Here is a 25,663-nt window from a genome sequence, read left to right on the forward strand (position 1 = left end):
CTTCTTCATTGAGCGGGATGCTGCAGCGGATCACATGGTCTGCGTCGGCTGCTCGGCGTTGAGGGTGCCGGCCAGGATGGTCTCGATCTTGCCCTTCACCGCCTCGCCCTCGGCGGTGTCGGCGAACTGCACGCCGATGCCGGCCGGACGGTTGCCCTGGGCGCCGGTCGGCGTCACCCAGCAGACCTTGCCCGCCACCGGCAGGCGCTCGGAAGAGTCCGGCAGGGTCAGCAGCAGGAACACTTCATCGCCGATGAAATAGCGGCGCGGCGTCGGCACGAAGATCCCGCCCTGCTTGATGTAGGGCATGTAGGCGTTGTACAGCGCGGCCTTGTCCTTGACCGCCAGCGACAGGATGCCCTGCCGCGCGCCGCCCGCTCCGGTTGCTCCGCTCATGCGTCTGTCCCCTGTCCTTGCGGGCGCGTCATGCGCACCATCCCGAGAGTGCCTCCGTCACCGCAAGGTCCGCGCGCACGGTACTGCGCAGCAGGTCGCGCGTGCGGTTGGCGGCATCGAAACGCGCGGCCAGCGTGCGGGTTCGCGCCGGATCGGTCAAGCCCGCGGCCACCTGCAGCGCCATCTCCTGCAAGGCATGATCGGCCAGGTGACGCAGGCGGTCTTCGGCCCGGCCATCGGCCACCCAGCGCTGCGCCAGCTCCGCCGGGGCCGCCTGTCCGCGCTGCAATGCCTGCACGTCCTGGGCGACCGCGCGGCGCAAGGCCAGTCCATCGCCCGAGGCCCAGGCATCGGCCAGGCCCGGATGCCCGCGCGCCGCATCCAGGGCTTCCCGCGCCAGTTCGCCGCGGTGCCCGCGCGCGGCCAGCCAGTGCAGGGCCTCGTCCCGCGGCGGCAGGCGCAACTCCAACCGCTGGCAGCGGCTGCGGATGGTCGCCGGCAGACGCGCCGGAGTCGCGGACAGCAGCCACAGGTAGCGCCCCGGCTGCGGCTCCTCCAGCGTCTTCAGCAGGGCGTTGAACGCGCTGTAGTTGATCGCATCGGCGGGATCGACGATCACCACCTGCGCGCCGCCGAGCTGCGGCGTCAGGGTCATCGCCTCGGACAATGCGCGCACCTGCTCGATCACCAGCTCGCTGCGCGGCTTGCCGGTTTTCTGGTTGATCTCGTAGCCGACGAATTTCAGGTCCGGATGCGCGCTGTGGCCCCACGGGTGCGACGGCGTACCGTCGGGCCGGGTTTCCAACGGCTCGTATTGCGAACGCGACGCGAACAGCACGCAGCTCTTGCATGCGCCGCAGGCTTCGCCATCGGCCTGCGGCGACAGGCACAGCACCCGCCGCGCCAGCCGTTCCGCGAGCGCGCGCTTGCCCAAGCGCGCGGGGCCGACGATCAGGGTGGCGTGGCCGAAATGCCCGCCCGCCAACGCCGCCGCGGCGTGTTCGTAGGCGCGCTGCTGCCACGGCGCGAGCGCGGGCAATCGCAGGCTCATGGCAGGGCCTTGCGGTAATCCGCCAATGCGGCGAGCGCCGCCGCGGCGACCTGGCCAGCGCCTGGCGTCGCATCGATCACGCGGATGCGCTGCGGATGCCGCGCCGCGCGCGACAGGAAGCCTTCGCGCACGCGCTCGAAGAACTCGTCGCGCTCGCGTTCGATCCGGTCCGGCGACGAGCCGCCGAGCAGGTCGCGGCCGCGGGTGCGTTCGCGCCCGTGGGCCACGCCCAGGTCGAGCAGCAGGGTCAGGCCCGGCTCGATGCCGACCACCCTCCGTTCCAGTTCGGCGATGAAGCCGGCATCCAGCCCGCGCGCCGCGCCCTGGTAGGCATAGCTGGAATCGGTGAAACGATCGCTGATCACCCATGCGCCGCGTCGCAATGCGGGCAATACCACCTCGCGCACGTGCTGCGCGCGCGCCGCGAACATCAGCAGCAGTTCGGTTTCCGGCGCCGCGGGCTCGTGCGACGGATCCAGCAGCAGTTCGCGGATGCGCTCGGCCAGCGGCGTGCCGCCCGGCTCGCGGGTGGAAACGACTTCCAGGCCGTCCGCCGCCAGCGCCTCGCGCAACGCGCGCAGCACGGTGCTCTTGCCCGCGCCTTCGCCGCCTTCGATGCTCAGCAGGCGCGGCTGCCGCTGCAGTGCTTCCATCACTTCGGCGCCGACTGCTGCTGCGTGCGGTAGCGCTGCAGGTATTCGCGCACCGCGGCATTGTGTTCGGCCAGCGACGCGGTGAACACATGCCGCCCGCTGCCATCGCCGACCGCGACGAAGAACAGCGCATCGCCCGCCGCCGGCCGGGTCGCGGCCTTCAACGCCGCCGCACCCGGCATCGCGATCGGCGTCGGCGGCAGGCCGGCGCGGGTATAGGTGTTGTACGGCGTGTCGGTGGCCAGGTCGCTGCGGCGGATGTTGCCGGCGTAGGCCGCGCCCATGCCGTAGATCACGGTCGGGTCGGTCTGCAGGCGCATGCCGATCTTCAGCCGGCGCGCGAATACGCCGGCGATGGCCGGGCGCTCCTCGGCGATGCCGGTTTCCTTCTCCACGATCGAGGCCAGCACCAGCGCCTCGTCCTTGTCCTTCAGCGGCACGTCGCCCGCGCGCGCGGCCCAGGCCGCGTCCAGCGCCTTGGCCATCGCGGCGTGCGCGCGCTTGAGGATGTCGAGGTCGGAATCGCCGCGCACCCAGGCATAGGTTTCCGGCAGGAAACGGCCCTCCGGATGCTGGCCGGCATGGCCCAGCGCCTTCATCAGCGCGGCGTCGTCGAGCTTGGCCGCGTCCTGCCCCAGCGCATCGACCTTGGCCAGGGCCGCGCGCAATTCGCGGATGTTCCAGCCTTCGACGATGGTGAACATGCGCCGCACGACCTTGCCGTCGCGCATCGCCAGCAGCAGCGAACGCGGCGATGCGTCCGCCTGCAGCGCGTATTCGCCGACCTGCAGCTTGCCGGCCGCGCCCAGCGCGCGCGCCAGCACCTGCCATTGCAGGCGGTCGCCGGTGGCGATGCCCTCGGCCTGCAGCTTGCGCAGCACGCTGGCCAGCGAATCGCCGCGTTCGACCACCAGGCTGTCGCCCGCCTCGATCCCGGCCAGCGGCGCATCGGCGAAACTGCGGTAACGCTGCCAGTACCAGCCGCCCGCGGCCAGCGCGGCGACCAGCAGCAACAGGAAGGCGCGGCGGAAGAAACCGCCCGCCTTGCCGCGACCCGGCCGGCGACGGCTCATGCCGCGCCCCGGTCTTCTGCGAACATCGGATACGCCATCGCCAACCCACTCCGCAATTCGTTGAACGCCGGGTGCGGCGCCCAGGCGCGCGCGCCCAGCGACGCGACCGGCAGGATACCGCGCACCGCGTTGCAGAGCGCCACGGCATCCGCCGATTCGACCGCGTCCGGCGCAAGGTCCGCGACTTCGGCCAGCCCTCGTTCCAGCAGCCAGCCACGCAGCACGCCGGCCACGCCGCAGGCATCGACGGGCGGCGTCAGCCAACGGCCGCCGTGCAGCACCAGCAGGTTGGCCGAGGTCGCGCCGATCGCATCGCCCGCGATGCCGCGCAGCAGGCCCTCGTCGCAACCGGCGGCCTCGGCCTCGGCGCGCGCCAGCACCTGTTCCAGCCGGTTGCAGTGCTTGATGCCGGCCAGCGCCGGTTGCGACGCCAGCCGCATTTCGCACCAGTGCAGGCGCAGGCCGGCCGCGGGCGATGCCGGCAACGCATGCCGTGACAGCAGCCACACCGGTTCGGCGGCGGCCGGCGGCGCATACCCACGCCCGCCCTCGCCGCGCGTCAGCAACAGCTTGAGCACGCCGGCATCGCAACCGGCGATGGCGTCGGCGATGCGCGCCTCGATGAAATCGGCCGACGGCAAGGCAATGCGCAGCCGCCGCGCGCCCTCGCGCAAGCGCGCGAGGTGCCGCGACCACAATGGCACGCCAGCGCGGTGCACGCGCATGGTCTCGAACAGGCCATCGCCATAGGCCAGGCCGCGATTGGCCGGGTCGATGCCGGCGGCTTCGCGTTCGCCGCTGAAGATGCGCGCGCTCACCCCGCCACTCCCAACGCACGCAGCATGCCGCGCGCCTTGGCCCGGGTCTCGTCGAGCTCGCGCTGCGGATCGGAATCGATCACGATGCCGGCACCGGTGCGGAAGCGCAGCGCGTCGCCTTCGACTTCCGCGCTGCGGATCAGGATGTTCAGGTCCATGTCGCCGTCGCGGTTGAGCCAGCCCATCGCGCCGGTATACGCACCGCGGCCGACGCCTTCCAGCTCGGCGACGATCTGCATGCAACGCACCTTCGGGCAACCGGTGATGGTGCCGCCGGGAAACACCGCCGCGATCACCTGTCCCGGCGTGGCATCGGCCTTCAGCATGCCGCGCACGTTGCTGACGATGTGATGCACATGCGCGTAGCTTTCCACCGTCATCAGTTCATCGACCACCACGCTGCCCGGCGTGCACACGCGGCCGAGGTCGTTGCGTTCGAGGTCGATCAGCATCACGTGCTCGGCGCGCTCCTTCGGATGGCCCACCAACTCCTGGATGCGCTGCGCATCGTCGTCGCCGTCGAAGCGCGGGCGGGTGCCGGCGATGGGACGGGTCTCGACCACGTTGCCCTGCACCGACACCAGCCGTTCCGGCGAGGCACTGACCACGCTGCCGGCGGCGGTGCGGAACACGCCGGCAAACGGCGCGGGATTGTTGCCGCGCAGGCGCTGGAACAGCGCAGCAGGATCGAGCGGCGCAGCGAACGACGCGCGCCAGCCGCGCGACAGGTTGACCTGGAACACGTCGCCGGCGGCCAGGTAGTCGAGCACGCGCACGACGCCGTCGAGGTAGCGTTGCGGCACGTCTTCCTCGATGACGGCAGGAGGCTGCCATGCCGGCAAACCGGGCAAGTCGCGCGACCGTTCGACATCCTCGACGATGCGCTCCAGCCAATCCGCTGCTTCCGCTTCGGCCACGGCGACGCATTCGCCGGTATCGCGGTCGCGCAGCACCGCCGCGCGGCAGCGCAGCGCGATGGCGACCGGCAGCCCGCCTTCCGCTTGCGGCAAACGCAGCACGGGTTCGACCTGCGCGGCCAATTCGTAGTCCAGCAGCAGCGCCCAGCCGCCGCGGAACGGCAACGCGGCATCGCCGTCGCGGGCGATGCGCTGCGCTTGCCACTGCGCATCCAGCTGGTCGAGGAAACGCCCTTCGAGGCCTGCGCCTTGTTCGTCGCGCAGCAGGCCATCGCGATGCAGGGCGAAGGATTCGCCATCGTGCGCCAGCAGCATGTCCCAGCGTCCGTGCGCGCCGCTCGCGCTGGATTCCAGCAGCACCGGGTAGCGCGCCGGGTCGAGGCGATGCAGGTCCAGCAGGTCGAACGCCTGCGTCAGCGCGCGGACATGCATGGCGGGCGCGCGGCGAGCGTTGTCAGATGCGACGGAACACCAGGGTGCCGTTGGTGCCGCCGAAGCCGAAGCCGTTCGACACCACGACATCCACCTTCGCCTCGCGCGCGGTATTCGGCACGTAGTCCAGGTCGCAACCTTCGCCCGGATTTTCAAGATTGATCGTGGGCGGGATGATCCCGGTTTCCAGTGCCTTGATCGTGTAGATCGCCTCCACGCCGCCGGCCGCGCCCAGCAGGTGGCCGGTCATCGACTTGGTGGAGCTGACCATGGTCTTGAAGGCGTGGTCGCCCAGCGCGCGCTTGATCGCCAGGGTTTCGGCGAGGTCGCCGAGCGGCGTGGAGGTGCCGTGCGCGTTGAGGTAGCCGACGTCGGTCGCGTTCACGCCCGCATCCTTGAACGCCATCGCCATGCAGCGCGCGGGCCCTTCACCATTTTCGCTGGGCGCGGTCATGTGGAAGGCGTCCGAGGACGCGCCGAAGCCGGCCAGTTCGCAGTAGATGCGCGCGCCGCGCGCCTTGGCGTGCTCGTATTCCTCGAGGATCAGGATGCCGGCGCCGTCGCCCAGCACGAAGCCGTCGCGTTCGCTGTCCCAGGGCCGCGAGGCGCGGGCGGGATCGTCGTTGCGCGTGCTCATCGCCTTCATCGCGCAGAAGCCGCCCATCGAGGTCGGCGAGCTGCCGCGTTCGGCGCCGCCGGCGATCATCACGTCGGCGTCGCCGTACTGGATCATGCGCATCGCCATGCCGACCGAATGGTTGGCGGTGGCGCAGGCGGAGACCGCGGAGAAATTCGGGCCCTTGATGCCGGTCAGCAGCGAGATCTGCCCCGGCAGCATGTTGATGATGGTGCTGGGGATGTAGAACGGGCTGATCTTGCGCACCCCGCCCTCGTGCAGCTTGACCGAGGTTTCCTCGATGCCCCAGATGCCGCCGATGCCGGACCCGATCAGCGCGCCGATGCGCTCGGCGTTGGCTTCGGTCACTTCCAGGCCGGCGTCCTCGATCGCCATCAGCGAGGCGGCGACGCCGTAGTGGATGAAGTGGTCCATCTTCTTCGCATCCTTCGGGTTCACCCAGCGGGTGATGTCGAAGTCGCGGATCTCGCCGGCGATGCGGGTCGGATAGGTGCTGGCGTCGAAGCCGGTGACCATGCCGATGCCGGAGCGGCCGTTGACGATGCCGTCCCAGTTGCTGGCCAGGTCGTTGCCCAGCGGCGAGACGATGCCCATTCCGGTGACGACGACGCGACGCTTCGACATGGCGATTCCTTTATCCGATGCGGTGTTACGAAGATGCAAACGCGCGGGGCCGCATCAGCGGCCCCGGCGTCAAGACTGGCGAAGGCGGATTACGCCTTGACGTGGGCCTTGATGTAGTCGATCGCGGCCTGCACGGTGCTGATCTTCTCGGCTTCCTCGTCGGGGATCTCGCACTCGAACTCTTCCTCGAGCGCCATCACCAGTTCCACGGTGTCCAGCGAATCCGCGCCGAGGTCGTCCACGAACGACGCGCTGGTGGTGACGTCTTCTTCCTTGACGCCCAGTTGCTCGATGACGATCTTCTTGACGCGCTCTTCGATGCTGCTCATGTCTGGCTGCTCCATCCCCGGTCGTGGGGTCAGTGGTTAGTTTACGTGAAAGCCGGCCGGCGCAAGCGTCGCCCGGCGGTTGGGGATCAGGGCATGTACATGCCGCCGTTGACGTGCAGCGTCTCGCCGGTGATGTAACCGGCGTTCGGGCCGGCGAGGAAGGCGACCGCGCGGGCGATGTCGGCCGGCTCGCCGAGGCGGCCCAGCGCGATCTGGCCCAGCATCGCCTCGCGCGCCTGTTCCGGCAGGTCGGCGGTCATGTCGGTGGCGATGAAGCCGGGCGCGACCACGTTGACGGTGATCCCGCGCGAACCGATTTCCTTCGCCAGCGACTTGCTGAAGGCGATGATCCCGGCCTTGGCCGCCGCGTAGTTGGCCTGGCCGGCGTTGCCGGTCACGCCGATCACCGAGGCGATGTTGACGATGCGGCCCTTGCGCGCCTTCATCATCCCGCGCATCACCGCCTTCGACGAGCGGTACACGCTGGTCAGGTTGGTGTCGAGGATCGCCTGCCAGTCCTCGTCCTTCATCCGCATCAGCAGGTTGTCGCGGGTGATGCCGGCGTTGTTGACCAGGATCGAGATGCCGCCGAATTCCGAGGACACCGCATCGATCAGCGCTTCGATGCCGCCGGGCTGGTTGACGTCGAGGCGCCGGCCGTGGCCGCCGGCCGCGGCCAGGCGCTCGCCGATCGCCAGCGCGCCCGCATCGGACGTCGCGGTGCCGATCACGGTCGCGCCCTGCGCCGCCAGCTCGTCGGCGATCGCCGCGCCGATCCCGCGCGACGCGCCGGTGACCAGCGCTACCTCACCTTGCAACGGCAATCCGCTCATGCCTTCCATTCCTCGATGGCGCCGGCGAAGTCGCCGGGCGTGCCCAACGCGCGCGCGTCGAGCGATTTGTCGATGCGCTTGGCCAGCCCGGCCAGCACCTTGCCCGGCCCGCACTCGCCGAGGCGGCCGACGCCGCGCGCGGCCAGCGCCTGCACGCAGCCGGTCCACTGCACCGGCAGGTAGAGCTGGCGCACCAGCGCGTCGCGGATCGCATCGACGCTGGCGTGCACCTGCGCATCCACGTTCTGCACCACCGGCAGCGACGGGACTTGCCAGTGCAAGCCGGCCATGGTCTCGGCCAGGCGGTTCGCGGCTTCGCGCATCAGCGGCGTATGCGACGGCACGCTCACCGCCAGCTTGACCGCCTTGCGCACGCCGCGTTCGGCCAGCATCGCCAGCGCGGCGTCGACCGCCGCGGCATGGCCACCGATCACGATCTGCCCCGGCGAATTGAAATTGGCCGGCACCACGACTTCCGCGCCGGAGACGGCCTCGCAGACTTCGAGCACCAGCGCGTCCTCGGCACCGAGCACCGCCGCCATCGCACCGATGCCGGCGGGCGCCGCGTCCTGCATCAGCTGGCCACGGATCCGCACCAGGTGCGCGCCGTCCTTCAGCGACAACGCGCCGGCCGCGACCAGGGCGGTGTATTCGCCGAGGCTATGGCCTGCGAGCACCGAGGGCTCCGGCCCGCCATTGGCGTTCCAGGCGCGCCACACCGCCACGCCCGCGGCCAGCAACGCCGGCTGGGTGTATTCGGTGCGATTGAGCATTTCCTCCGGGCCGGCCTGCGACAGCGCCCACAGGTCGACCCCGGCGCCGTCCGAGGCTTCCTCGAACGCGGCTTTCACGGACGGATGCAGTTCCGACAGCTCGGCCAGCATGCCGATCGACTGCGAGCCCTGGCCGGGGAAGACCAGGGCGAGTTGGGTGGGGGCTTCGCTCACGCGGGAATCGTACCGGCAACCGGCCTGCAATCAGGGGCGGGCATGATACGAGTAATTGCTCTAGCGCGTCTGTACCGGGGCGTATGCGGCGTTTCCCGGGCTGCGCCCGGAGGCCCCGAAGTTCGCTGCGCCAATATCGCCTGCGCGCAGCGCTGCACCTGCGCCGGGCGCGCCGGCGCTGTGGATCGCCGGTTGATCGGGGGCTGCCCAGCTCCGCGCAGGCAAGCGGGATCAGTAGCGCAGCAGCGCCGAGCCCCAGGTGAAGCCGCCGCCGAAGGCTTCCAGCAGCACCAGCTGGCCACGCTGGATCTTGCCGGAACGCACCGCTTCGTCCAGCGCCAGCGGCACCGAACCCGAGGAGGTGTTGCCATGGCGGTCGACGGTGACCACGACGCGCTCCATCGGCATGTCCAGCCGCTTGGCGGTGGCTTCGATGATGCGCAGGTTGGCCTGGTGCGGCACCAGCCAGTCCAGCGCGTGCTTGTCCAGGCCGTTGGCCTCCAGCGCCTCGTCGACGACCGAGTCCAGCGCCTTCACCGCATGCTTGAACACCTCGTTGCCGGTCATCAGCACGCGCACGCCGGCGTTCTTCTCTTCCGGCCTGAAGCCGGCGGACACGCCCACCGGGTTCCACAGCAGTTCCTTCTTGCCGCCGTCGGCGTGCATGTGGGTGCTGAGGATGCCGGTTTCGCCGTCGGCCTTCAGCACCACCGCGCCGGCACCGTCGCCGAACAGCACGCAAGTGCCGCGGTCGCTCCAGTCCAGCATCCGGGTCAGGGTTTCCGAACCCACCACCAGCGCAGTCCTGGCCGCGCCGGACTGGATGAACTTGTCGGCGATGGTCAATGCGTAGATGAAGCCGGAGCAGGCCGCGTTGACGTCGAACGCGGGGCAGCCGTTGGCGCCCAGCTTGTGCTGCAGCAGGCAGGCCGAGGACGGGAAGATCAGGTCCGGGGTAGTGGTGCCGAGCACGATCAGGTCGATCTCGGCGGCGGTCACGCCGGCCGCTTCCATCGCGCGGATCGCGGCCTGGTAGGCGAGGTCCGACGTGGTCTCGCCCTCGGCGGCGACATGCCGTTCGCGGATGCCGGTGCGGGCGACGATCCACTCGTCGCTGGTCTCGACGAACTCGGTCAGGTCGGCATTGGTCAGCACCTTCTCCGGCAGGTAGCTGCCGGTGCCGGCGATGCGGGAATAGATGCGGCCTTCGGGCTGACTCATGCGTGGACTCCTGGCGGACCCGTCACGATAGCGTGGACGGGCCGGGGCATGCGGGGGTTGACGAACAGACGGGCGAATCCGGGATGCAGAAACGCCAACGGCCGCACCATCTGGCGCGGCCGGGCGTCATCCTGCAGCTACGACCTTGCGGCCGCGGATCACTCTTCGTCGACGACCTTGGTCTTCGGCGCGATGACCTGCTTGCCGCGGTAGTAACCGTCGGCGGTCACGTGGTGGCGCAGGTGGGTCTCGCCGCTGGTCGGATCGGTGGCGAGCTGCTTGGCGGAAAGGGCATCGTGCGCGCGGCGCATGCCGCGGCGGGACGGGGAAACGCGGGACTTCTGGACAGCCATGGGACAACTCCGAATGAATGCTTGTAGAGCTTCGTTACGCGACTCAGCGCGACATTATCGCACTTATTTTTTCTTCAGGCCGGCCAACGCCGCGAACGGGTTGGCCTGGGCGGTTTCCTCGGCGGGCGGCACGAATTCGCGCACGACCACCTCGGCTTCGGGCGAGACCGGTACCACCGGCATCGCCAAAATCAGCTCGTCCTCCACCAGCTCCGCCGGCTTCAGCATGCCGTCGGCCTCGACCAGCAAGGCCTCGTATTCTTCCGGCAGGGCCGCTTCATCGGCCTCGTCGCGGATCAGTCCCAGCCTCTGCACCAGCCGCACCGGCAGCATGAACCGGCGCAGGCTGCTCTGGCATTCCAGCGGCAGCTCGGCTTCGATCCGCAGCTCCGCGTACGGCAGCTTCAACGCATCGGTGCCGAACGCCAGCACGTAGCGGGCGTCGCCTTCGGGTTCCAGCAGGCTGTCGCGCAACCGGGTCATCGCCGCAAGCGGAATCCGGCCCTCGAATTCGCGCCGCGCCGCGACCATCCGCCAGGCATCCACGGACTCGGGCACCCGGCTGTTTGGCAGGTCGGACATAAGCCGGAGAATGTTAAAGACCGCCATCGGCCCTGTCAAATCAATGCCATGCACCGAACCTGCCCCGGATTGCCGCACGGCCCGCGCGCGCGCAGACTGGCCGGATGAAACTCCTCCTGCCCGTGCTCCTGTTCGCCATCGCCGCCGTTGCGCTGTGGTGGGGTTGGCGCGTCCGCCAGCGCAGCCAGCAACGCCCGCGGGCGATCCGCGACGTGCTGGACGCCGCCGATGCGCTGGAAGCGCGCCTGCGCGTCGCCCGCGACGAGCTCGAAGCCGTGGCAGGCGACCACGAGAACCCGGTCCGCGGCGCGATGCAGGAAATCCTGCGCCAGCGCCTGTGGTTGCAGGAAAACGCCGCCAGCGCCGAGCTGTCGCAGCTGGATGCGGTGCGGCGTTCGCTGGCCAGCGCGCGCGACAGCCTCGAGCAGCAGCTGCAACGGGTGAGCCAAGCCCGCGCCGGGCATTGAGCATGCCGCGGCTGGTCCTGGCCTCCACCTCGCGCTACCGGCGCGAATTGCTGGAAAGGTTGCGCCTGCCGTTCGAGGTGGCGCGGCCTGAGACCGATGAAACCGCCCTGCCCGGCGAATCGCCGCTTGCCCTTTCGATCCGGTTGGCCGAAGCGAAAGCGCGCGCCGTGGCAGCGCAGCAAGCCGGCGATGTCTGGGCGCTGGGCTCCGACCAGGTGGCCGACGTCGATGGCGTCGCGCTCGGCAAGCCCGGCGGACGCGAGGCCGCGATCGCGCAGCTGCGCGCGATGTCGGGCCGCGTCGTGCGCTTCCACACCGCGCTGTGCCTCGCGCATGCCGATGGCCGCAGCTTCGCCGGCATCGACCTGACCGAAGTGCATGTCCGCACGCTGGACGATGCCGGGATCGAACGCTACGTCGATGCCGAGCAACCGTTCGATTGCGCCGGCAGCTTCAAGTCCGAAGGCCTGGGCATCGTGCTGTTCGAGCGCATCGACAACCGCGACCCGACCGCCCTGATCGGGTTGCCGCTGATCGCGACCTGCGGCCTGTTGCGGCAGGCGGGGTTCGCCCTGCCCTGAGCGATCGGCTCAGCGCACCTCGATCCGCTGTTCCGGCCAGTCCTCGACGCTGCCGTCCGCGCCGTGCAGGCGCAGGCCGAGCCAGTGCGTGCCGGCCGGCGCGCCTTCGATCCGCGCCCGGAAATACACCTGCGGATGGTTCGGATCGGTGCTGTTCTTCCAGAAATCGGCAACGCCGGCATTCGCTTCGCCGTAGCGCGCCTGCGCCGCCACGCGGCCGTCGAGCAAGACCTCGACCGCGCGCAGGCCGACGCCGTCCTTGAAGGCCCAGCCGGCGACATCGAATGCGCGCGCAAGCTTGGCCGACGGCGCGGGCGCATCGATGAAGGCCAGCGCCGGGGTGGTGCAGGCGCCGTCCCGCATCGGGCCGTCGAATGCGAACAGCAGGAAGCGCTGGCGGCCGTGGTCGATATTCAGCACCTGCGGCGCCGGCAGCGGTCCGACCTGCCCGCACAACGCGTGGTAATGCGCGAGCAAGTCGCGGAAATCGACATCGCTGCCGCTCGCGACCAGCAGTAGCGGGCCGCCTCCGAGCGACGCGCGCGTCGAGTGCGACAGCCCCCACAACGCCAGCTGCGGCGCACGCCCATGCTTGTCGTTGAGCGGATGCTCGAGCACGGCGATCTCCGCATCGTCGCGGGCGAAGCCGAGTTCGGCGCCGATCTTGAAATTGCCGGCGAGCAGCTGCGTGCCCGGCGCCATCGTCGCCAGTCTTCGGCGCACCGCGGCGTCCAGCGCATCCCAGCCGGCGAAATTGGTGGGATGGAAATTCCGCGACGCCGTCTGCGCGCGCAACGATGGCAGCGATGCGATGGTGTAGTACCCGAGCACCGCGGCCAGGCCGCAGGCCGCCGTCGCCCATGCGGCGATGCGCCAGCCGCGCGACCAGCGCGCAAGCGCCGCCGGGACCAGCGGCAACAGGGCCAGGTAGCCGGGCAGCGGCCAGTGGAAGCTCACCCGCTCGCGATCGGCGAAGAAACCGAGCACCAGGAAACCCAGCACGATCATCGACCCGCACGATGCGAGGTAGCGCGCCGCCGGCCGCGCATCGCGCAGTCCCTGCCATGCGGCAAGCGCCATCGCGGCCAGCAGCACCGGCGTGGCCAGCAACAACTGCATGCGCCCGAGGCGGAGGCCTTCGCCGCTGAAGCTCCATGGATGGCGGTCGACCAACTGGAAGCGCAGCCCGGCATCGCCATTGTGCAGGTTCCACAGCACGAGCGGCAGCCATGCCAGGGCGCCGGCGAACACCGCGATCCACACGCGAGGGTCGCGCAACGCCGTGCGGCCATCGCGCAGCATCAGCAAGGCGATGAAACCGACCGCGATCACCGCGACGAAGCGATAGTGGGTCAGGCCACCGATGACGAGTCCGATGGCGAGTTCCATCGTCGCGAAACCATCCACGCGACGCAGCAGGCGCAATCCGGCATCGACGCACAGCGCCGAAGCCAACAGCAAGGGCACGTCGGGCAAGGCGAGCAGGCCCAGCGTGCCGGCCAGCGGCAGCAGCAAGGCCAGCGTGCCGGCCTGCCAGCCCGTCTTCGCATCGAATTCGCGCGCGGTCATGCGCGCGACCAGCCACGGGATCGCGGCGGCGATGGCGAGGAACGGCAATCGCAACGAGAGCGTGCCGTCGCCCAGGGCATCGCCCACTCGCGCCAGCCAGGCGGTCAGTCCCGGCAGGTCGGAATAGGCCCAGGCCAGGTGCCGCCCTTCCTGCCAATAGAACGCTTCATCGACGAACAGCGGCAGGCGCGCCGCCAGCACCAGCTTGACCGCGAGCAAGGCCAGCCACAGGCCGATGAACCAGCGCTTGGCGGCGTCCGCCTGCATGCCCCGCATCCGTTCGCGACCTCGCTACACTGGCTCGATTCCAACCGAGGACGGTCATGTCCGCACCCACGGCAACCGACACGATGCTACCCGATGCGCTGCGCGCCGCCCTGCGCGATGCGCAGGCGCAGGTCAACACGCTGGTGCTGGGCAAGCCGCAGCAGGTGCGGCTTGCCTTCGTCGCCCTGCTCGCCGACGGCCACCTGCTGATCGAGGACCTGCCCGGGCTCGGCAAGACCACCCTGGCGCATGCGATGGCGGCCACCCTCGGGCTCGGTTTCCAGCGCGTGCAGTTCACGTCCGACCTGCTGCCGGCCGACATCCTCGGGGTGTCGGTGTACGAGGCGCAGACGCGCCGCTTCGAGTTCCATCCCGGCCCGGTGTTCACCCACGTGCTGCTGGCCGACGAGATCAACCGCGCGCCGCCGCGCACGCAGAGCGCGCTGCTGGAGGCGATGGCCGAGCACCAGGTCAGCATCGACGGCTCCACCCGCGTCCTGCCCGACCCGTTCCTGGTGATCGCCACCCAGAACCCGGTGGACCTGGCCGGCACCTACCCGCTGCCGGATTCGCAGCTGGACCGGTTCCTGCTGCGTCTGGCGCTGGGGTATCCCGACGAACACGCCGAGCGCGCGCTGCTGGCCGGCAGCGACCGTCGCGACCTGATCGCGCAGGCGACGCCATTGCTGGATGCCGAGCGGGTGATCGCGCTGCGCCGCGCCGTGCAGGAGGTGCATGCGAGCGATGCGCTGGTCGCCTACGTGCAGGCCCTGGTCGGGCGCAGCCGCAAGCATCCCGGCGTGCGCGTGGGACTGTCGCCGCGCGCGGGCCTGGCGCTGCTGCGCGCGGCGCGCGCGCACGCCCTGCTGCTCGGCCGCGGCCATGCGATCCCGGAAGACGTGCAGGCGCTGTTCGCCGCGGTGGCCGAGCATCGCCTGGTCGGCGAAGCGGACGCCTCGGCGGCGACCCTGGCGAAGGCGATCCTGCACGCGGTGCCCGTCGACTGACGCATGATCGCTGCGCTGCGCCGACGCATGCAGTCGTGGATGCGGCCGCGCCAGGCGGAGCAGCTGCCGGTGCGCCTGCAGCGCAACCGGATCTACGTGCTGCCGACCATGACCGGGCTGTTCTTCGGCCTGCTGCTCGGCACCATGGGCCTGGGCGCGCTCAACTTCAACAACAACCCGGCGCTGTTGCTGGCGCTGCTGCTGGCCGGCGCCGCCCAGGCCAGCCTGATCGCGGCACACATGCAGCTGTCTGGCGTGGTGGTCGATGCGGTCGCCGCCGACCCGGTGCCTGCGGGCGAGCCGTTGCGCCTGCGCATCGCCCTGGGCGCACTCGACCAGCGCCTGCGCCGCGGCTTGCGTATCGGCCATGGCGAGGCGCATGTGCACGCGGCCTTCGACCACAACGGCGGCACCGTGGAACTGCCCTTGCCGACCGCACGCCGCGGCCTGCTGCCGCTGCCGCGACTGGTGCTGAGCACGGTCCAGCCGCTCGGATTGGCGCGCGCCTGGGCCTATGTCTGGCCGCAGCAAACCGTGCTGGTCTACCCGGCGGCGGAATCGCAGGCGCCGCCCTTGCCCACCCCCGCCGGCGACGCCGGGCGCGCGCAGGTCACCCGCGCCGGCGACGATGTCCACCACCTGCGCGGCTACCGCGCCGGCGATGCCCCGCGCACGGTGGCGTGGAAGGCCTCGGCACGGCGCGACAGCCTGCTGGTGCGCGAATACGAGCAGCATCGCAGCGACCAGCTGCTGCTGGACTGGCAGCTGACCAGCGGCCTGCCCTACGAACAACGCATCCGCCGGCTGGCGCGCTGGGTCGACGATGCCGAACGCGAAGGCCGCCGCTATGCCCTGCGCATCCCCGGCCATGCCGCGATCGCGATGGGGCTTGGCGCGATGCACCGCCATCGCTGCCTGCGCGCACTGGCGCTGATGCCGGGCGAGGCCGTGCATGACTGAGCGCGGTTCGCTGCCGACCCGCGTCAAGTCGCCGCCGATGCAGGCGCGCGGCCACGCCCTGGTGTTGTCGGCGACTGCGGCCTGCCTGCTGCCCTTGCTGCTGCAGTTGCCGCCATCGCTGGGCTTCGGCTTCGGCATCGCCGCGGTGCTGATCGCGATCGCGTCGTGGCGGCGCGCCATGCCGTTCCTGCTGCGGCTGCTGATCGGCATCGGCATGATCGTCGCCATCGCGGTGGTCGCCCCGGGCGTGGGGCGCGACACCGCCTGCATGGTGCTGGCGGCGATGCTCGCGCTGAAGCCATCGGAAACGGTCAGCCTGCGCGATGGCCGCAGCCTGGCCGGATTCGCCCTGTTCGGCCCCTTCGCCGCGTTCCTGCTCGACCAGGGGCCGGTCAGCCTGGTGCTGGCGCTGACCGCCGTGCTGGCGTCATTGCTGGCATTGCAGCAGCTGGCCAATGACGAGGCCGATGTCCGTCCGCGCGCCGGCAGCCACTGGTGGCAGGCCTCCACCGGCGTGCTGCGACTGCTGGCGCTCGGACTGCCGCTGGCATTGGCGGCGTTCTGGCTGTTCCCGCGCCTGCCCACGCCGCTGTGGGGGCTGCCCAATCGCGTGGTCGCGAAACCTGGCCTGTCGGACACGATGACCCCGGGCGGCTGGCTGGACCTGATGAACGACGACAGCCCGGCGGCGCGCGTGCAGTTCTTCGGCGCAGCGCCGCCACGCGACCAGATGTACTGGCGTGGTCCGGTGCTGTGGAATTTCGATGGCCGCACCTGGTCCCAGCCGAAGCAGCTGCTGAACATCCCGGCGGCACCGCTGCAGCCGGCGGGCGCGGGATGGGACTACCAGATCGAACCGGAACCGACCGAGCAACGGCAATTGATCGCGCTCGACCTGCCCATGCAGGTGCCGGACGGCGCGTTCGTCTCGCTCGACTACAGCGTGCGCTCCAGCCAGCCCCTCAATGGCGTCACCCGCTGGCGGATGCGTTCGGCCGCACCCGCCGCCGCCGAACCGGAATTGCCCGAAGCGTTGCGCCGGCTCGCACTGCAGTTGCCGGCCGGCTTCAATCCGCGCACCCTCGCGATGGGCCGGCAATGGCGGCGCGAAGCCGGCAACGACGTGCAGGGCAACGCGGATGCCGCCATCGCCAATCGCGCGCTCGCGATGATCCGGCGCGAGTTCGGCTATACCCTGAACGTGCCGTTGGCGGGACGCAATGAAATCGACGATTTCCTGTTCGAGCGCAAGCAGGGCTACTGCGAGCATTTCAGCTCGTCCTTCGTCGTGCTCATGCGCGCCGCCGGCATCCCCGCGCGGGTGGTCACCGGATATGCCGGCGGCTACCGCAACCCGATCGGCGACTACTGGCTGGTGCTGAACTCGAGGGCGCATGCCTGGGCCGAGGTCTGGCTGCCGCGGCGTGGCTGGGTGCGGGTGGATCCCACCGCCGCCGTCGCACCCGAGCGCGTGTTCGACACCCTGGCCGACCGCCAACCCGGGCGCATCGGCGCCTTCGACGGACTGGTGCCGGTGTTCAATGCCAGCGACTGGCTGCGGCGCGGCTGGAACGATTTCGTGCTGGGTTACGACGCGCAGCGCCAGCAGCGGCTGTTCAATCCGTTCGGCGTCGACCGGATCGGCAGCCGCGAACTGATCCTGCTGTTCACGACCATCGCCACCCTCGCCCTGGCCTGGATGGCCTGGCTGATCGCGCGCGGCGAACGCGAGAAGGATCCGTTGCTGCGCGCCTGGCACAGGCTCGGCCGCCGCTATTCGCGCCAGGGCCGCGGGCGCGAGATGCACGAGCCCGCCCAGGCCTGGGCCGAGCGCGTCGCCGCCGACGTGCCCCGGGCCGGCGAACACCTGCGCGCGCTCAGCCGCCGTTTCTCCGATGCGCGCTACGCTGCGGTCGAACCCGCCGCGTTGCGCCGGCTGTTGCGCGACCTGGCCGCGCATCGGCCATGACGCCGCCTCGACCGCCGCATGCGAAGCTTGCAGTCCCCGCACGTTTCCAATTCCTGCATCACGGAGCCGCCATGAACATCCATCACACGCTCTCGAAGGGCTGCGTTGCAGGCATCGCCCTCGCCCTGCTCGCCGGCTGCGCCACCCAGCCGAAACCGTTGCAAGGCGACTTCCAGGCACTTACCCCGCACGAAGCCGCCGTCGGCGACCATGCCGGCGCCATGGTGCGCTGGGGCGGCCGCATCATCCGCACCGAACCGCGCCCGGACCGCACCTGCTTCGAGGTGATCTCGACCAAGCTCAGCGTCGATGGCCGTCCGTACTGGGCCAGCGACGACACCTGGGGCCGCTTCATCGCCTGCCGCACCGGCTTCTACGATCCGGCGCTGTTCCAGCCCAACCGGGAAGTGACCTTCACCGGCCGCATCGAGGGCTACGAAGACCGCAAGGTCGAGCAGTACGTGTACAAATTCCCGCGCGTCGCCGCCGACGTGGTTTACCTGTGGCCGCAGCGCGAGCGGGTCGACGTGATGGTGCAGCCGGTGCCGCGGCACTGGGGTTGGTGGTAAGCCCTACGCGGGGGTGCCGAACCGCCCCAGCGGCGCGCCGGCCAGCAGGTGCAGGTGGACCTGGAACACGGTCTGCCCGCCGTCGCCGTTGCAGTTCATGACGATGCGGTAGCCGTCCTCGGCGAAACCCTGCGCCTTGGCATAGCGCGCGGCGGCGGTGGCAAGCCGGCCGATGACGACGGCCTGCTCCTCCGGCACGTCGTTGAGCGTGGCGAAGTCGCTCTTCGGCACGAACAGCACGTGCACCGGCGCCTGCGGGGCGATGTCGCGGAACGCGACCAGGTGTTCGTCCTCGTACACCAGCTCGGCCGGGATCTCGCGGCGGATGATCTTGTGGAAGATGGTGTCGCTCATCGCGCTGGCTCCATGATCAGGAAGTGATTTCGCTGCGGCTGCCGAACGCGTGCGACAGCGTGCCGCGGTCCACGTATTCCAGCTCGCCGCCCAGCGGCACGCCATGCGCCAGCCGGCTGGGATGGACCTTGTGCGCACGCGCCAGCTGCGCCAGGTAATGCGCGGTGGCCTCGCCCTCCACCGTCGGGTTGGTGGCGACGATCAATTCCTGCACCTCGCCCTCGCCCAGGCGTTCGCCGAGCCGGTCGAGGCCGAGTTCGCGCGGGCCGATGCCGTCGAGCGGGCTCAACCGCCCCTGCAGCACGAAATACAGGCCGCGGAAGCCGGTCGCCTGCTCGATGGCCAGCCGGTCCGCCGGCGATTCCACCACGCACAGCAGGTGCGCATCGCGCGCGCTGCTGCTGCAGGTCGGGCACAGCTCGGTTTCGCTGAAGTCGCGGCAGCGGCTGCAATGGCCGACCCGCTCCATCGCCTGCGCCAACGCGTCCGAAAGGCGCTTGCCGCCGTCGCGCTGGCGCTCCAGCAGGTGGTAGGCCATGCGCTGCGCCGATTTCTGGCCGACGCCGGGCAGCACGCGCAACGCGTCGATCAGTTGTTCGAGCAGCGAAGTCGTCACTTCAATCGATCAGAACGGCAGCTTCATGCCCGGCGGCAACTGCATGCCGGCGGTGGCCGACGACATCTTCGCCTGCGACACGGCATTGATCCTGTTGACCGCGTCGTTGAACGCGGCGGCGATCAGGTCCTCGGCCATTTCCGGATCGGCCAGCACCGACGGGTCGATGCGCACCTTGCGGCAGTCCATGCGCCCGCCCAGGGTCACGCTGACCATGCCGGCGCCGGCGTTGCCGACGACTTCCAGCGCGGCCACTTCCTCCTGCGCGCGCTGCATGTCTTCCTGCATCTTCTGTGCCTGCTGCATCAGCTGGGCGATGTTTCCACGCATGTCCGGCATCTCTTCTGTGTTCGATGGAAAATGGAATTGCGGCGACGGGAGGCGGAATCAAGCCTCGCCGAGCGGGCGGATCGAATCCGCCACGATCTGCGCGCCATGCACCTGCACCAGCCGCTGGATGTCCGGGTCGGCGGCGAAGCCCTGTTCCGCGCCGGCCTGCCTTTCCTCGCGTTCGCGCGTATTGCGCACCCGCGCGGTGTCGCCGCGCGGCTCGCCGGTTTCGAAGCGCAATTGCACCGTACCGCCCAGCAATGAAGACAGGGCATCGCCCAATTGCAGCACCAGGCTCGGCGATTTCAGGTGTTCATCGCCCGGGGCCAGGGTCAGCCGCAACACGCCGTCGGCATGCGCCACGAACGCCGCATGTTCGGCCAGCAACCGCGCTGGTCCGCGCAGGCTGCTGCGCGCGACGAGTTCCAGCCAGTGCTCGCTGTCGGTCACCAGCATCGCGCTGGCGGCCTGCATCGATGGCGCCGCGGGCATGACCGCTGGCGGCTCGGCCACGCGCATCGGTGCGGGCGGGACGGCCGCTGCCGGCGGTGCGACTGCGGCAGACGATTGCGGGCGTGGCGCAGATTCGGCCAATACGGCGCGCGCCTGTTCGGCAGCCGCGCTTGGCGCCTGCGCACGCGTGGCGGATGCAGCGGCATTCGCCGACGGCACCACAGCGCGTGGTAGCGACGCCTGCGCGCCGGCTTCGCCCGGGCGGAACGCGAGCATGCGCAGCAGGCTCATCTCGAAACCGCTGCGCGGACTCGGCGCATAGCCGAGGTCGCGGCGGCCATTGAGCGCCATCTGGTACCAGAGTTGCACCAGTTCCGGCCGCAGCTGCGCGGCCAGCGCATCGACATCGATCGCGTCGCTGCCGGTTTCGACCGTCGGCACCAGTTGCTTGACCTGGATCCGGTGCAGCGCTTCGGACAACGCATCCAGCACGCTGCCCCAGTCCGGCGAGAACTCCGCGAGTTGCGCGGCTTCGTCCAGCAAGCGCGCGCCATCGCCATCGGCCAGCGCCGACAGCAGCGCCTGCACGCGATTGCGGTCGACCGTGCCCAGCATCGCCGCCACCGCCGCGCCATCGAGCCTGCCGCCGGTGTAGGCGATCGCCTGGTCGAGCAGCGACAGCCCGTCGCGCAGGCTGCCGTCGGCGGCATGCGCCAGCTGGCGCACCGCATCGTCGTCGGCCTCGATCCCTTCCGCGCCCAGGATCTTCGCGATCTGGCCGCGGATCTGCGCCTCGTCCAGCCGCTTCAGGTTGAACTGCAGGCAGCGGCTCAGCACCGTGACCAGCAGTTTCTCCGGGTCGGTGGTGGCGAACAGGAACTTGACGTGCCCGGGCGGCTCTTCCAGCGTCTTCAGCAGCGCGTTGAACGCCTGCTTCGACAGCATGTGCACTTCGTCGATCAGGTAGACCTTGTACTTGCCGCGCGACGGCATGTACTGCGCGTTCTCGATCAGCTCGCGCACGTTGTCGACGCCGGTGTTCGACGCGGCGTCGATCTCCAGCAGGTCGATGTAGCGGCCGGCATCGATCGCCAGGCAGGTCTCGCACTCGCCGCAGGGGTCGGCGCTGATGCCGCGCTCGCAGTTCAGCGACTTGGCGAAGATCCGCGCGATGGTGGTCTTGCCGACGCCGCGGGTGCCGGTGAACAGGAACGCATGGTGGACGCGGCCGGTATCCAGCGCATTGGTCAGCGCGCGGACGACGTGCTCCTGCCCGACCAGTTCGGCGAAACGCTTGGGCCGCCACTTGCGGGCGAGGACGAGGTAGGACATGCCCACATTGTGGCATGCGCCGGCGTTCCGCTTCGATGAATGCAGGCGATGGACAACCGCTCTTCAACCCCCTCGAGCCAAGGGGGTGGCGCGCAGCGCCGGGGGTGCTGGAAGGATGAGCCGGGGCCCGAAGTTTGCGTAGCGAACTTTGGGATTCATGGGCGCAGCCCATGGATACCCCCCTTGGTAAGGGGGCGCTCGCGCAGCGAGCGGGGATCGGAAGCACCTCGCGGGACCCGCGATTTCGCGCAGCGGAATCGTGGGCCGTTTTGGGCATCGCCAAAACGGGCGATGGCCCCGCCGGCTGACCTCGGCACCCGCGTCAGTCGATACCGTTGCTGCCTTCCGGCCCTGGCGGGGTTTTCGACCTAGCGTCGCGAGGGGCCGACGGGGCCACCATGGAGACAGTCTGGTGCGCGACGATGTGCTGAAGCGAAAATGGCGGAGAGAGGGGGATTCGAACCCCCGAAGCGCGGTTTAGACGCTTACACACTTTCCAGGCGTGCTCCTTCAACCGCTCGGACACCTCTCCGCTGGAACCCGGCCTGCCGCGTCGCGGCGGCATTCCGGGCCGCGCAGTTTAGCGGCTGGCCCGCCGCGGGACAAGGAAACCGCTCACCGCCCGGGATGCAGCCAGCCGGCATCGCCCTCGGCGTAGCGCTCGTGCTTCCAGATCGGCACCCGCGCCTTGACCTCGTCGATGATCCAGCGGCAGGCGGCGAAGGCGGCATCGCGGTGCGCGGCGGATACGCCGACCCATACCGCCAGTTCGCCGACGGCGAGGTCGCCGACGCGATGCACGCAAGCGGCGTCGATGATGTCGAAGCGCTTCAACGCGTCGCCGACGATCGCCTCGCCCTCCCGTTCGGCGAGCTCGGCGTAGGCCTCGTAGCGCAGGCCGGCCACCGCGCGGCCATCGTGATGGTCGCGCACCCGGCCCTCGAAGCCGGCGCAGGCGCCGGCGCGGGCGTCCTGCAGGCGCGCCTGCAGGCCAGCCGCATCGAACGGCGCATCGGCCAGGCGGAAACGCGGCAGCTCAGCCACCGGACACCGGCGGAATGAACGCGACCGTGCTGCCGTCGCGCACGGCATCGCCCCAGTGCGCGAACTCGCCGGCCACCGCCACCCGCAGCTGGCGTTGCGGGAACGGGAGCCGATGGCGCGCCTGCAGCTCGGCGTAGAGCGCGGCCAGGTCCGCGGCCTGCGTGTCCAGCCGTTCGCTGGCGACTCCCGACGCATCGCGCAAGGCCGCGAAGTACAGCACCTCCACCCGCCGGCTCATGCCAGCGATCCCACGTCGCGCTTGCCGCCGCGCTTGCCCAGCAGCCTGGCCGGGCCGAGCACGATGGCGTGGCTCAGCGCCTTGCACATGTCGTACACGGTCAACGCCGCCACCGTAGCCCCCGCCAAGGCTTCCATTTCGACGCCGGTGCGGTGCACGGTCTTGACCGTGCAGTCGATGCGCAGGGTGCGCGCGTCGTGCCAGTCGATGGCGAAGCGGCAGCCGTCGATCGGCAGCGGATGGCAGAACGGGATCAGTTCGTGGGTGCGCTTGACCGCCATGGTGCCGGCGACGATGGCGGTATCGACGATGCCGCCCTTGGCGCTTTTCAGGCCATTGGCATGGAGTTGCGCGGCGACGTCGGCGGGGAACCTCACCCTGCATTCGGCCTGCGCCTGGCGCACGGTTGCCTGCTTCGCGGAGACATCGACCATCGCCGGCCGGCCGGCCGGGTCGAGGTGGGTTAGCGTTTTCGCCTTGCGTGCCATGCCGCGATTATCGCCTGTATCAGCCGCCGACCAGGTACATCTCGACGTGCTTGCGCGATGCGCCGGCCTCGCTGCGGATTTCGCTGTAGCGGTCCGCACGCCTCGACCACAGGCCGGCGACATGCGCGGCCAGCGCGTCCTCGCCTTGCGCCAGCACGCCGCGCAGGTCGTGGCCCTGCCCCGCGAACAGGCAGGTATACAGCTGGCCGTCGGCGGACACGCGGGCGCGATGGCAGTCGCCGCAGAACGGCGCGCTGACCGAACTGACGAAACCGACCTCGCCCTGCCCGTCCGCGTAGGCATAACGCTCCGCCACCTCGCCACGGTAGTTCGGGTCCAGCGGGCGCAGCGGCCAGCGCGCGGCGATGCGGTCGCGCAGTTCCGCCGAGGGCACGACCCGTTCGCGCGACCAGCCGTTGCAGGTGCCGACGTCCATGTATTCGATGAAGCGCAACACGTGGCCATGCTCGCGGGCGAATCCGGCCAGGGCTTCGATGCCGGCATCGTTCACTCCGCGCTGGACCACGCAGTTGAGCTTGATCGGGGCGAAGCCGGCGGCCTGCGCGGCCTCGATCCCGGCCAGCACGTCGCGCAATTCGCCGCGGCCGCCGGACAGGGCGCGGAACGCATCGGCGTCCAGCGTGTCCAGGCTGACCGTGATCCGGCGCAGCCCGACAGCGCGCAGGGCCCGCGCCTGCGCGGCGAGCAGCGAGCCATTGCTGGTCAGCGCCAGGTCGTCGATGCCCTCGATCGCCGCCAGCCGCGCCACCAGTTCCGGCAAACGCTTGCGCAGCAGCGGTTCGCCGCCGGTCAAGCGCAGCTTGCGCACGCCGAGCCGGGCGAAGCCGCGCACCAAGGTCTCGATCTGGTCGAACGACAGCCGCGAGGCGGCATCCAGCCCATGGTCGTCGGCGATCCGGTCGGCCGGCATGCAATACGGGCAGCGGAAATTGCAGGCCTCGATCAGCGACAACCGCAGGTCCCGCAATGGCCGCGCCAGCGTGTCGCGCGGCAACGGCTGGTTCATCCCGGCTCCGTGCCTGCAGGCGCGCGCAGGGCGACGATCTCGCCGGGCGCGCCGACGCGGTGGCCGCGCGCGCGCAGCAGTTCGCCGTCTTCCGCGCTGGCGTAGTGGTAGAGCAGGCAACGCGCCAGCAGCTCGCGCGGATATTCGCGCTCCAGGTCGTCGATGCCGCTGTGCGACGGGTTGCCTTCCAGCGCGCAGTCGTGCGCGATCAGTTCGTCGCGGGCGGCGTACTTGGCCAGCATTTCCGGGATCGGCCGGGTATCGCCGGTCCACACCAGGCTGCCCGGCAGGCGCAGCGCGAACGCGGTATCGGGCCAGTGGTGGCGCACCGGGAACACCTCCAGCCGCACCCCGTCGTGCCAGAAGTGGTCGCCGACCGGGATCACCCGGAATGCGTCCCAGAAATTCACCCCGCCCTCGGCCAGCGCGTTCGGATAGCTGGCCACGCGCTGGTGCAGCAGCGGCAGCAAGGCGACCGGCACGTACAACCGCACTTCGCCGCGATGGGCCGGATCGAAATAGCTGGCGACGAACAGGCGCTCGAAGCCGGCCACATGGTCCATGTGCGCGTGTGTCATGAACAGCGCGCGCGGGATGCCGCCATGGGCGGCCTGGTAAGCGGTCAGGCCCTCGCCGCCGCAGTCGATGGTCAGCCATGGCGCGCCATCGCGCTCGATGGTGGCCATCGCCGAGCCCAATTCCACCGCCGAGGCATTGCCGACCCCGAGCAGGCGCAGTCGCCAGCGGCTTTCCGTATCCATGTCAGTAGCCACGTTGCCACGCGGCGTCGTAGGCCACACGCAGCCGCGCGAACCCGGCATCGACCTGCTCGAGGCTGCGGCTGCCGCGACGCTTGCGCAGCGAACGCTGCAGGCGCTCGAGGTTGGCGTTGCGCCAATGCGTGGCGGGGATGCGCAGGTGCGACTGGTCGAAATCGATCATCCAGCCGCGGCCCTGCGCATCGAACAGGATGTTGTGCGCGTTGAGGTCGGCATGGTCGAGGCCGGCGCGATGGAACTTCGCGACCAGCTGGCCCGCCGCCTCCCACGGCGCTTCGCCGGCCGCGGCAAGTTCGGCCAGGCTGCGCACGCCCGGCAGGCGCTGCATCAGGATCGCCGCGCGGTAATGCAGGCCTTCGCGCCGGTAATAGGCGGCGAACGGCATAGGCACCGGCAGCTTCTTCTCGCGCAACGCGCGCAGCAGGCGGAACTCGGCGAAGCTGCGCACGCAGTTGATGCCGCGCCACAGGTGGCCGTCGCGGCTCAGGCTGGCCGCCCAGCCGCCGCGCAGGTACTGGCGCAGCACGGCATCGCCCTCGCCGGTCTCGATGAACCAGGCGCCGCCGCGGCCGCCTTCGGCCACCGCCTGCGCGGCCTCGCCCCAGTGCGCGGGCGAGAACCAGGCCGGGTCGGGTTGCCGCAACTGCGTGCGGTCGAACAGAATCGCGCCGTAGCCGCGCGCGTCGCGGAATGGCGTCAGGTGTTCGTTGGCGTCGAATCCCGTCATCCATGCGAGTTTAGCAAGCA

General features: G+C 70.2%; 30 protein-coding genes, 1 tRNA gene and 1 other RNA gene. 6 read left to right on the forward strand and 26 right to left on the reverse strand.

The annotated features are described in order from the left end of the window. Window positions 1–30: 30 nt before the first annotated feature. The 13 genes from FHQ07_RS03085 to FHQ07_RS03145 form a co-directional block, all read right to left on the reverse strand. A complete protein-coding gene (locus tag FHQ07_RS03085; protein ID WP_139715297.1) occupies window positions 31–396 on the reverse strand; it encodes a PilZ domain-containing protein in 366 nt (121 codons plus the stop codon). A gap of 28 nt (window positions 397–424) precedes the next feature. Further along, entirely contained in the window at window positions 425–1,447 is a 1,023-nt protein-coding gene (locus FHQ07_RS03090) for a DNA polymerase III subunit delta' (RefSeq protein ID WP_139715298.1), read from the reverse strand. Beyond that, window positions 1,444–2,103: a dTMP kinase gene (gene tmk / locus FHQ07_RS03095; RefSeq protein WP_139715299.1), complete on the reverse strand. Its 660-nt coding sequence runs from the start codon at window positions 2,101–2,103 to the stop codon at window positions 1,444–1,446. The genes FHQ07_RS03090 and tmk overlap by 4 nt, the downstream gene beginning before the upstream one ends. Then, complete coding sequence (mltG, locus tag FHQ07_RS03100) at window positions 2,100–3,173, reverse strand: endolytic transglycosylase MltG (RefSeq protein ID WP_139715300.1); 1,074 nt, start codon at window positions 3,171–3,173, stop codon at window positions 2,100–2,102. Before mltG ends, tmk begins: the two co-directional genes overlap by 4 nt. Continuing rightward, window positions 3,170–3,991, reverse strand: a complete 822-nt coding sequence (gene pabC / locus FHQ07_RS03105) for an aminodeoxychorismate lyase (RefSeq protein ID WP_139715301.1) — start codon at window positions 3,989–3,991, stop codon at window positions 3,170–3,172. Before pabC ends, mltG begins: the two co-directional genes overlap by 4 nt. Continuing rightward, window positions 3,988–5,340 (reverse strand): aminodeoxychorismate synthase component I, encoded by a 1,353-nt coding sequence (locus FHQ07_RS03110; RefSeq protein ID WP_139715302.1) that lies wholly within the window; start codon window positions 5,338–5,340, stop codon window positions 3,988–3,990. The genes pabC and FHQ07_RS03110 overlap by 4 nt, the downstream gene beginning before the upstream one ends. A 22-nt stretch (window positions 5,341–5,362) precedes the next feature. Beyond that, window positions 5,363–6,601: a beta-ketoacyl-ACP synthase II gene (gene fabF, locus FHQ07_RS03115; protein WP_139715303.1), complete on the reverse strand. Its 1,239-nt coding sequence runs from the start codon at window positions 6,599–6,601 to the stop codon at window positions 5,363–5,365. 89 nt (window positions 6,602–6,690) lie between these two features. Continuing rightward, complete coding sequence (acpP, locus tag FHQ07_RS03120) at window positions 6,691–6,930, reverse strand: acyl carrier protein (protein ID WP_139715304.1); 240 nt, start codon at window positions 6,928–6,930, stop codon at window positions 6,691–6,693. A gap of 86 nt (window positions 6,931–7,016) precedes the next feature. Beyond that, window positions 7,017–7,763: a 3-oxoacyl-ACP reductase FabG gene (gene fabG / locus FHQ07_RS03125; protein ID WP_139715305.1), complete on the reverse strand. Its 747-nt coding sequence runs from the start codon at window positions 7,761–7,763 to the stop codon at window positions 7,017–7,019. Further along, window positions 7,760–8,647: an ACP S-malonyltransferase gene (gene fabD, locus FHQ07_RS03130; protein WP_240703580.1), complete on the reverse strand. Its 888-nt coding sequence runs from the start codon at window positions 8,645–8,647 to the stop codon at window positions 7,760–7,762. Before fabD ends, fabG begins: the two co-directional genes overlap by 4 nt. Window positions 8,648–8,941: 294 nt before the next feature. Continuing rightward, window positions 8,942–9,931, reverse strand: coding sequence for a beta-ketoacyl-ACP synthase III (locus FHQ07_RS03135; RefSeq protein WP_139715307.1), 990 nt, complete (start codon window positions 9,929–9,931; stop codon window positions 8,942–8,944). 158 nt (window positions 9,932–10,089) lie between these two features. Continuing rightward, entirely contained in the window at window positions 10,090–10,284 is a 195-nt protein-coding gene (gene rpmF, locus FHQ07_RS03140; protein WP_139715308.1) for a 50S ribosomal protein L32, read from the reverse strand. A 63-nt stretch (window positions 10,285–10,347) separates the two neighbouring features. Beyond that, window positions 10,348–10,866 (reverse strand): YceD family protein, encoded by a 519-nt coding sequence (locus tag FHQ07_RS03145; RefSeq protein ID WP_139715309.1) that lies wholly within the window; start codon window positions 10,864–10,866, stop codon window positions 10,348–10,350. Window positions 10,867–10,970: 104 nt separating this feature from the next. Between FHQ07_RS03145 and FHQ07_RS03150 the strand changes: the two genes are divergently transcribed. Continuing rightward, the gene (locus FHQ07_RS03150) at window positions 10,971–11,333 is read left to right on the forward strand and encodes a hypothetical protein (RefSeq protein ID WP_139715310.1); all 363 of its coding nucleotides are present in this window, start codon (window positions 10,971–10,973) and stop codon (window positions 11,331–11,333) included. A 2-nt stretch (window positions 11,334–11,335) separates the two neighbouring features. Further along, window positions 11,336–11,914: a Maf family protein gene (locus FHQ07_RS03155; RefSeq protein ID WP_139715311.1), complete on the forward strand. Its 579-nt coding sequence runs from the start codon at window positions 11,336–11,338 to the stop codon at window positions 11,912–11,914. Window positions 11,915–11,923: 9 nt separating this feature from the next. On the opposite strand, the gene FHQ07_RS03160 is transcribed toward FHQ07_RS03155, so the two are convergent. Continuing rightward, window positions 11,924–13,750: an ArnT family glycosyltransferase gene (locus tag FHQ07_RS03160; protein WP_206202342.1), complete on the reverse strand. Its 1,827-nt coding sequence runs from the start codon at window positions 13,748–13,750 to the stop codon at window positions 11,924–11,926. Window positions 13,751–13,806: 56 nt separating this feature from the next. Here FHQ07_RS03160 and FHQ07_RS03165 point away from each other — a divergent pair, with 56 nt between their 5' ends. The 4 genes from FHQ07_RS03165 (at window position 13,807) to FHQ07_RS03180 (ending at window position 18,255) form a co-directional block, all read left to right on the forward strand. Continuing rightward, on the forward strand, window positions 13,807–14,757 hold the full coding sequence (locus FHQ07_RS03165) for an AAA family ATPase (protein WP_139715313.1): 951 nt from the start codon (window positions 13,807–13,809) through the stop codon (window positions 14,755–14,757). 3 nt (window positions 14,758–14,760) lie between these two features. Next, complete coding sequence (locus FHQ07_RS03170; protein WP_139715314.1) at window positions 14,761–15,717, forward strand: DUF58 domain-containing protein; 957 nt, start codon at window positions 14,761–14,763, stop codon at window positions 15,715–15,717. A 37-nt stretch (window positions 15,718–15,754) separates the two neighbouring features. Further along, window positions 15,755–17,686, forward strand: coding sequence for a transglutaminase TgpA family protein (locus FHQ07_RS03175; protein WP_139717854.1), 1,932 nt, complete (start codon window positions 15,755–15,757; stop codon window positions 17,684–17,686). 71 nt (window positions 17,687–17,757) lie between these two features. After that, window positions 17,758–18,255 (forward strand): Slp family lipoprotein, encoded by a 498-nt coding sequence (locus tag FHQ07_RS03180; protein ID WP_139715315.1) that lies wholly within the window; start codon window positions 17,758–17,760, stop codon window positions 18,253–18,255. Between the two features lie 3 nt (window positions 18,256–18,258). Here the strand turns inward: FHQ07_RS03180 and FHQ07_RS03185 are convergent, their stop codons facing one another. The 12 genes from FHQ07_RS03185 to FHQ07_RS03240 all read right to left on the reverse strand — a co-directional run bounded on the left by FHQ07_RS03185 (window position 18,259) and on the right by FHQ07_RS03240 (window position 25,643). Next, entirely contained in the window at window positions 18,259–18,609 is a 351-nt protein-coding gene (locus tag FHQ07_RS03185) for a histidine triad nucleotide-binding protein (RefSeq protein WP_139715316.1), read from the reverse strand. A 16-nt stretch (window positions 18,610–18,625) separates the two neighbouring features. After that, complete coding sequence (gene recR, locus FHQ07_RS03190; RefSeq protein WP_139715317.1) at window positions 18,626–19,225, reverse strand: recombination mediator RecR; 600 nt, start codon at window positions 19,223–19,225, stop codon at window positions 18,626–18,628. Between the two features lie 9 nt (window positions 19,226–19,234). Continuing rightward, a complete protein-coding gene (locus FHQ07_RS03195; protein ID WP_139715318.1) occupies window positions 19,235–19,555 on the reverse strand; it encodes a YbaB/EbfC family nucleoid-associated protein in 321 nt (106 codons plus the stop codon). A 57-nt stretch (window positions 19,556–19,612) separates the two neighbouring features. Beyond that, on the reverse strand, window positions 19,613–21,340 hold the full coding sequence (gene dnaX, locus FHQ07_RS03200; protein ID WP_139715319.1) for a DNA polymerase III subunit gamma/tau: 1,728 nt from the start codon (window positions 21,338–21,340) through the stop codon (window positions 19,613–19,615). 294 nt (window positions 21,341–21,634) lie between these two features. After that, an RNA gene (ffs, locus tag FHQ07_RS03205) (signal recognition particle sRNA small type) lies at window positions 21,635–21,731 on the reverse strand. Between the two features lie 48 nt (window positions 21,732–21,779). Continuing rightward, a tRNA-Ser gene (locus FHQ07_RS03210) sits at window positions 21,780–21,872 on the reverse strand. A gap of 83 nt (window positions 21,873–21,955) precedes the next feature. Beyond that, the gene (locus FHQ07_RS03215) at window positions 21,956–22,384 is read right to left on the reverse strand and encodes a molybdenum cofactor biosynthesis protein MoaE (RefSeq protein ID WP_139715320.1); all 429 of its coding nucleotides are present in this window, start codon (window positions 22,382–22,384) and stop codon (window positions 21,956–21,958) included. Next, entirely contained in the window at window positions 22,377–22,622 is a 246-nt protein-coding gene (locus FHQ07_RS03220) for a MoaD/ThiS family protein (RefSeq protein ID WP_139715321.1), read from the reverse strand. Before FHQ07_RS03220 ends, FHQ07_RS03215 begins: the two co-directional genes overlap by 8 nt. Further along, window positions 22,619–23,110, reverse strand: coding sequence for a cyclic pyranopterin monophosphate synthase MoaC (moaC, locus tag FHQ07_RS03225; protein WP_139715322.1), 492 nt, complete (start codon window positions 23,108–23,110; stop codon window positions 22,619–22,621). Before moaC ends, FHQ07_RS03220 begins: the two co-directional genes overlap by 4 nt. Before the next feature lie 19 nt (window positions 23,111–23,129). Then, complete coding sequence (gene moaA, locus FHQ07_RS03230) at window positions 23,130–24,137, reverse strand: GTP 3',8-cyclase MoaA (RefSeq protein WP_139715323.1); 1,008 nt, start codon at window positions 24,135–24,137, stop codon at window positions 23,130–23,132. Beyond that, window positions 24,134–24,898: an MBL fold metallo-hydrolase gene (locus tag FHQ07_RS03235; protein WP_139715324.1), complete on the reverse strand. Its 765-nt coding sequence runs from the start codon at window positions 24,896–24,898 to the stop codon at window positions 24,134–24,136. Before FHQ07_RS03235 ends, moaA begins: the two co-directional genes overlap by 4 nt. 1 nt (window position 24,899) lies before the next feature. Then, window positions 24,900–25,643, reverse strand: a complete 744-nt coding sequence (locus tag FHQ07_RS03240) for a 3-deoxy-D-manno-octulosonic acid kinase (RefSeq protein ID WP_139715325.1) — start codon at window positions 25,641–25,643, stop codon at window positions 24,900–24,902. Between the last annotated feature and the right edge of the window lie 20 nt (window positions 25,644–25,663).

Source organism: Thermomonas aquatica, assembly GCF_006337105.1.
GTDB lineage: Bacteria > Pseudomonadota > Gammaproteobacteria > Xanthomonadales > Xanthomonadaceae > Thermomonas > Thermomonas aquatica.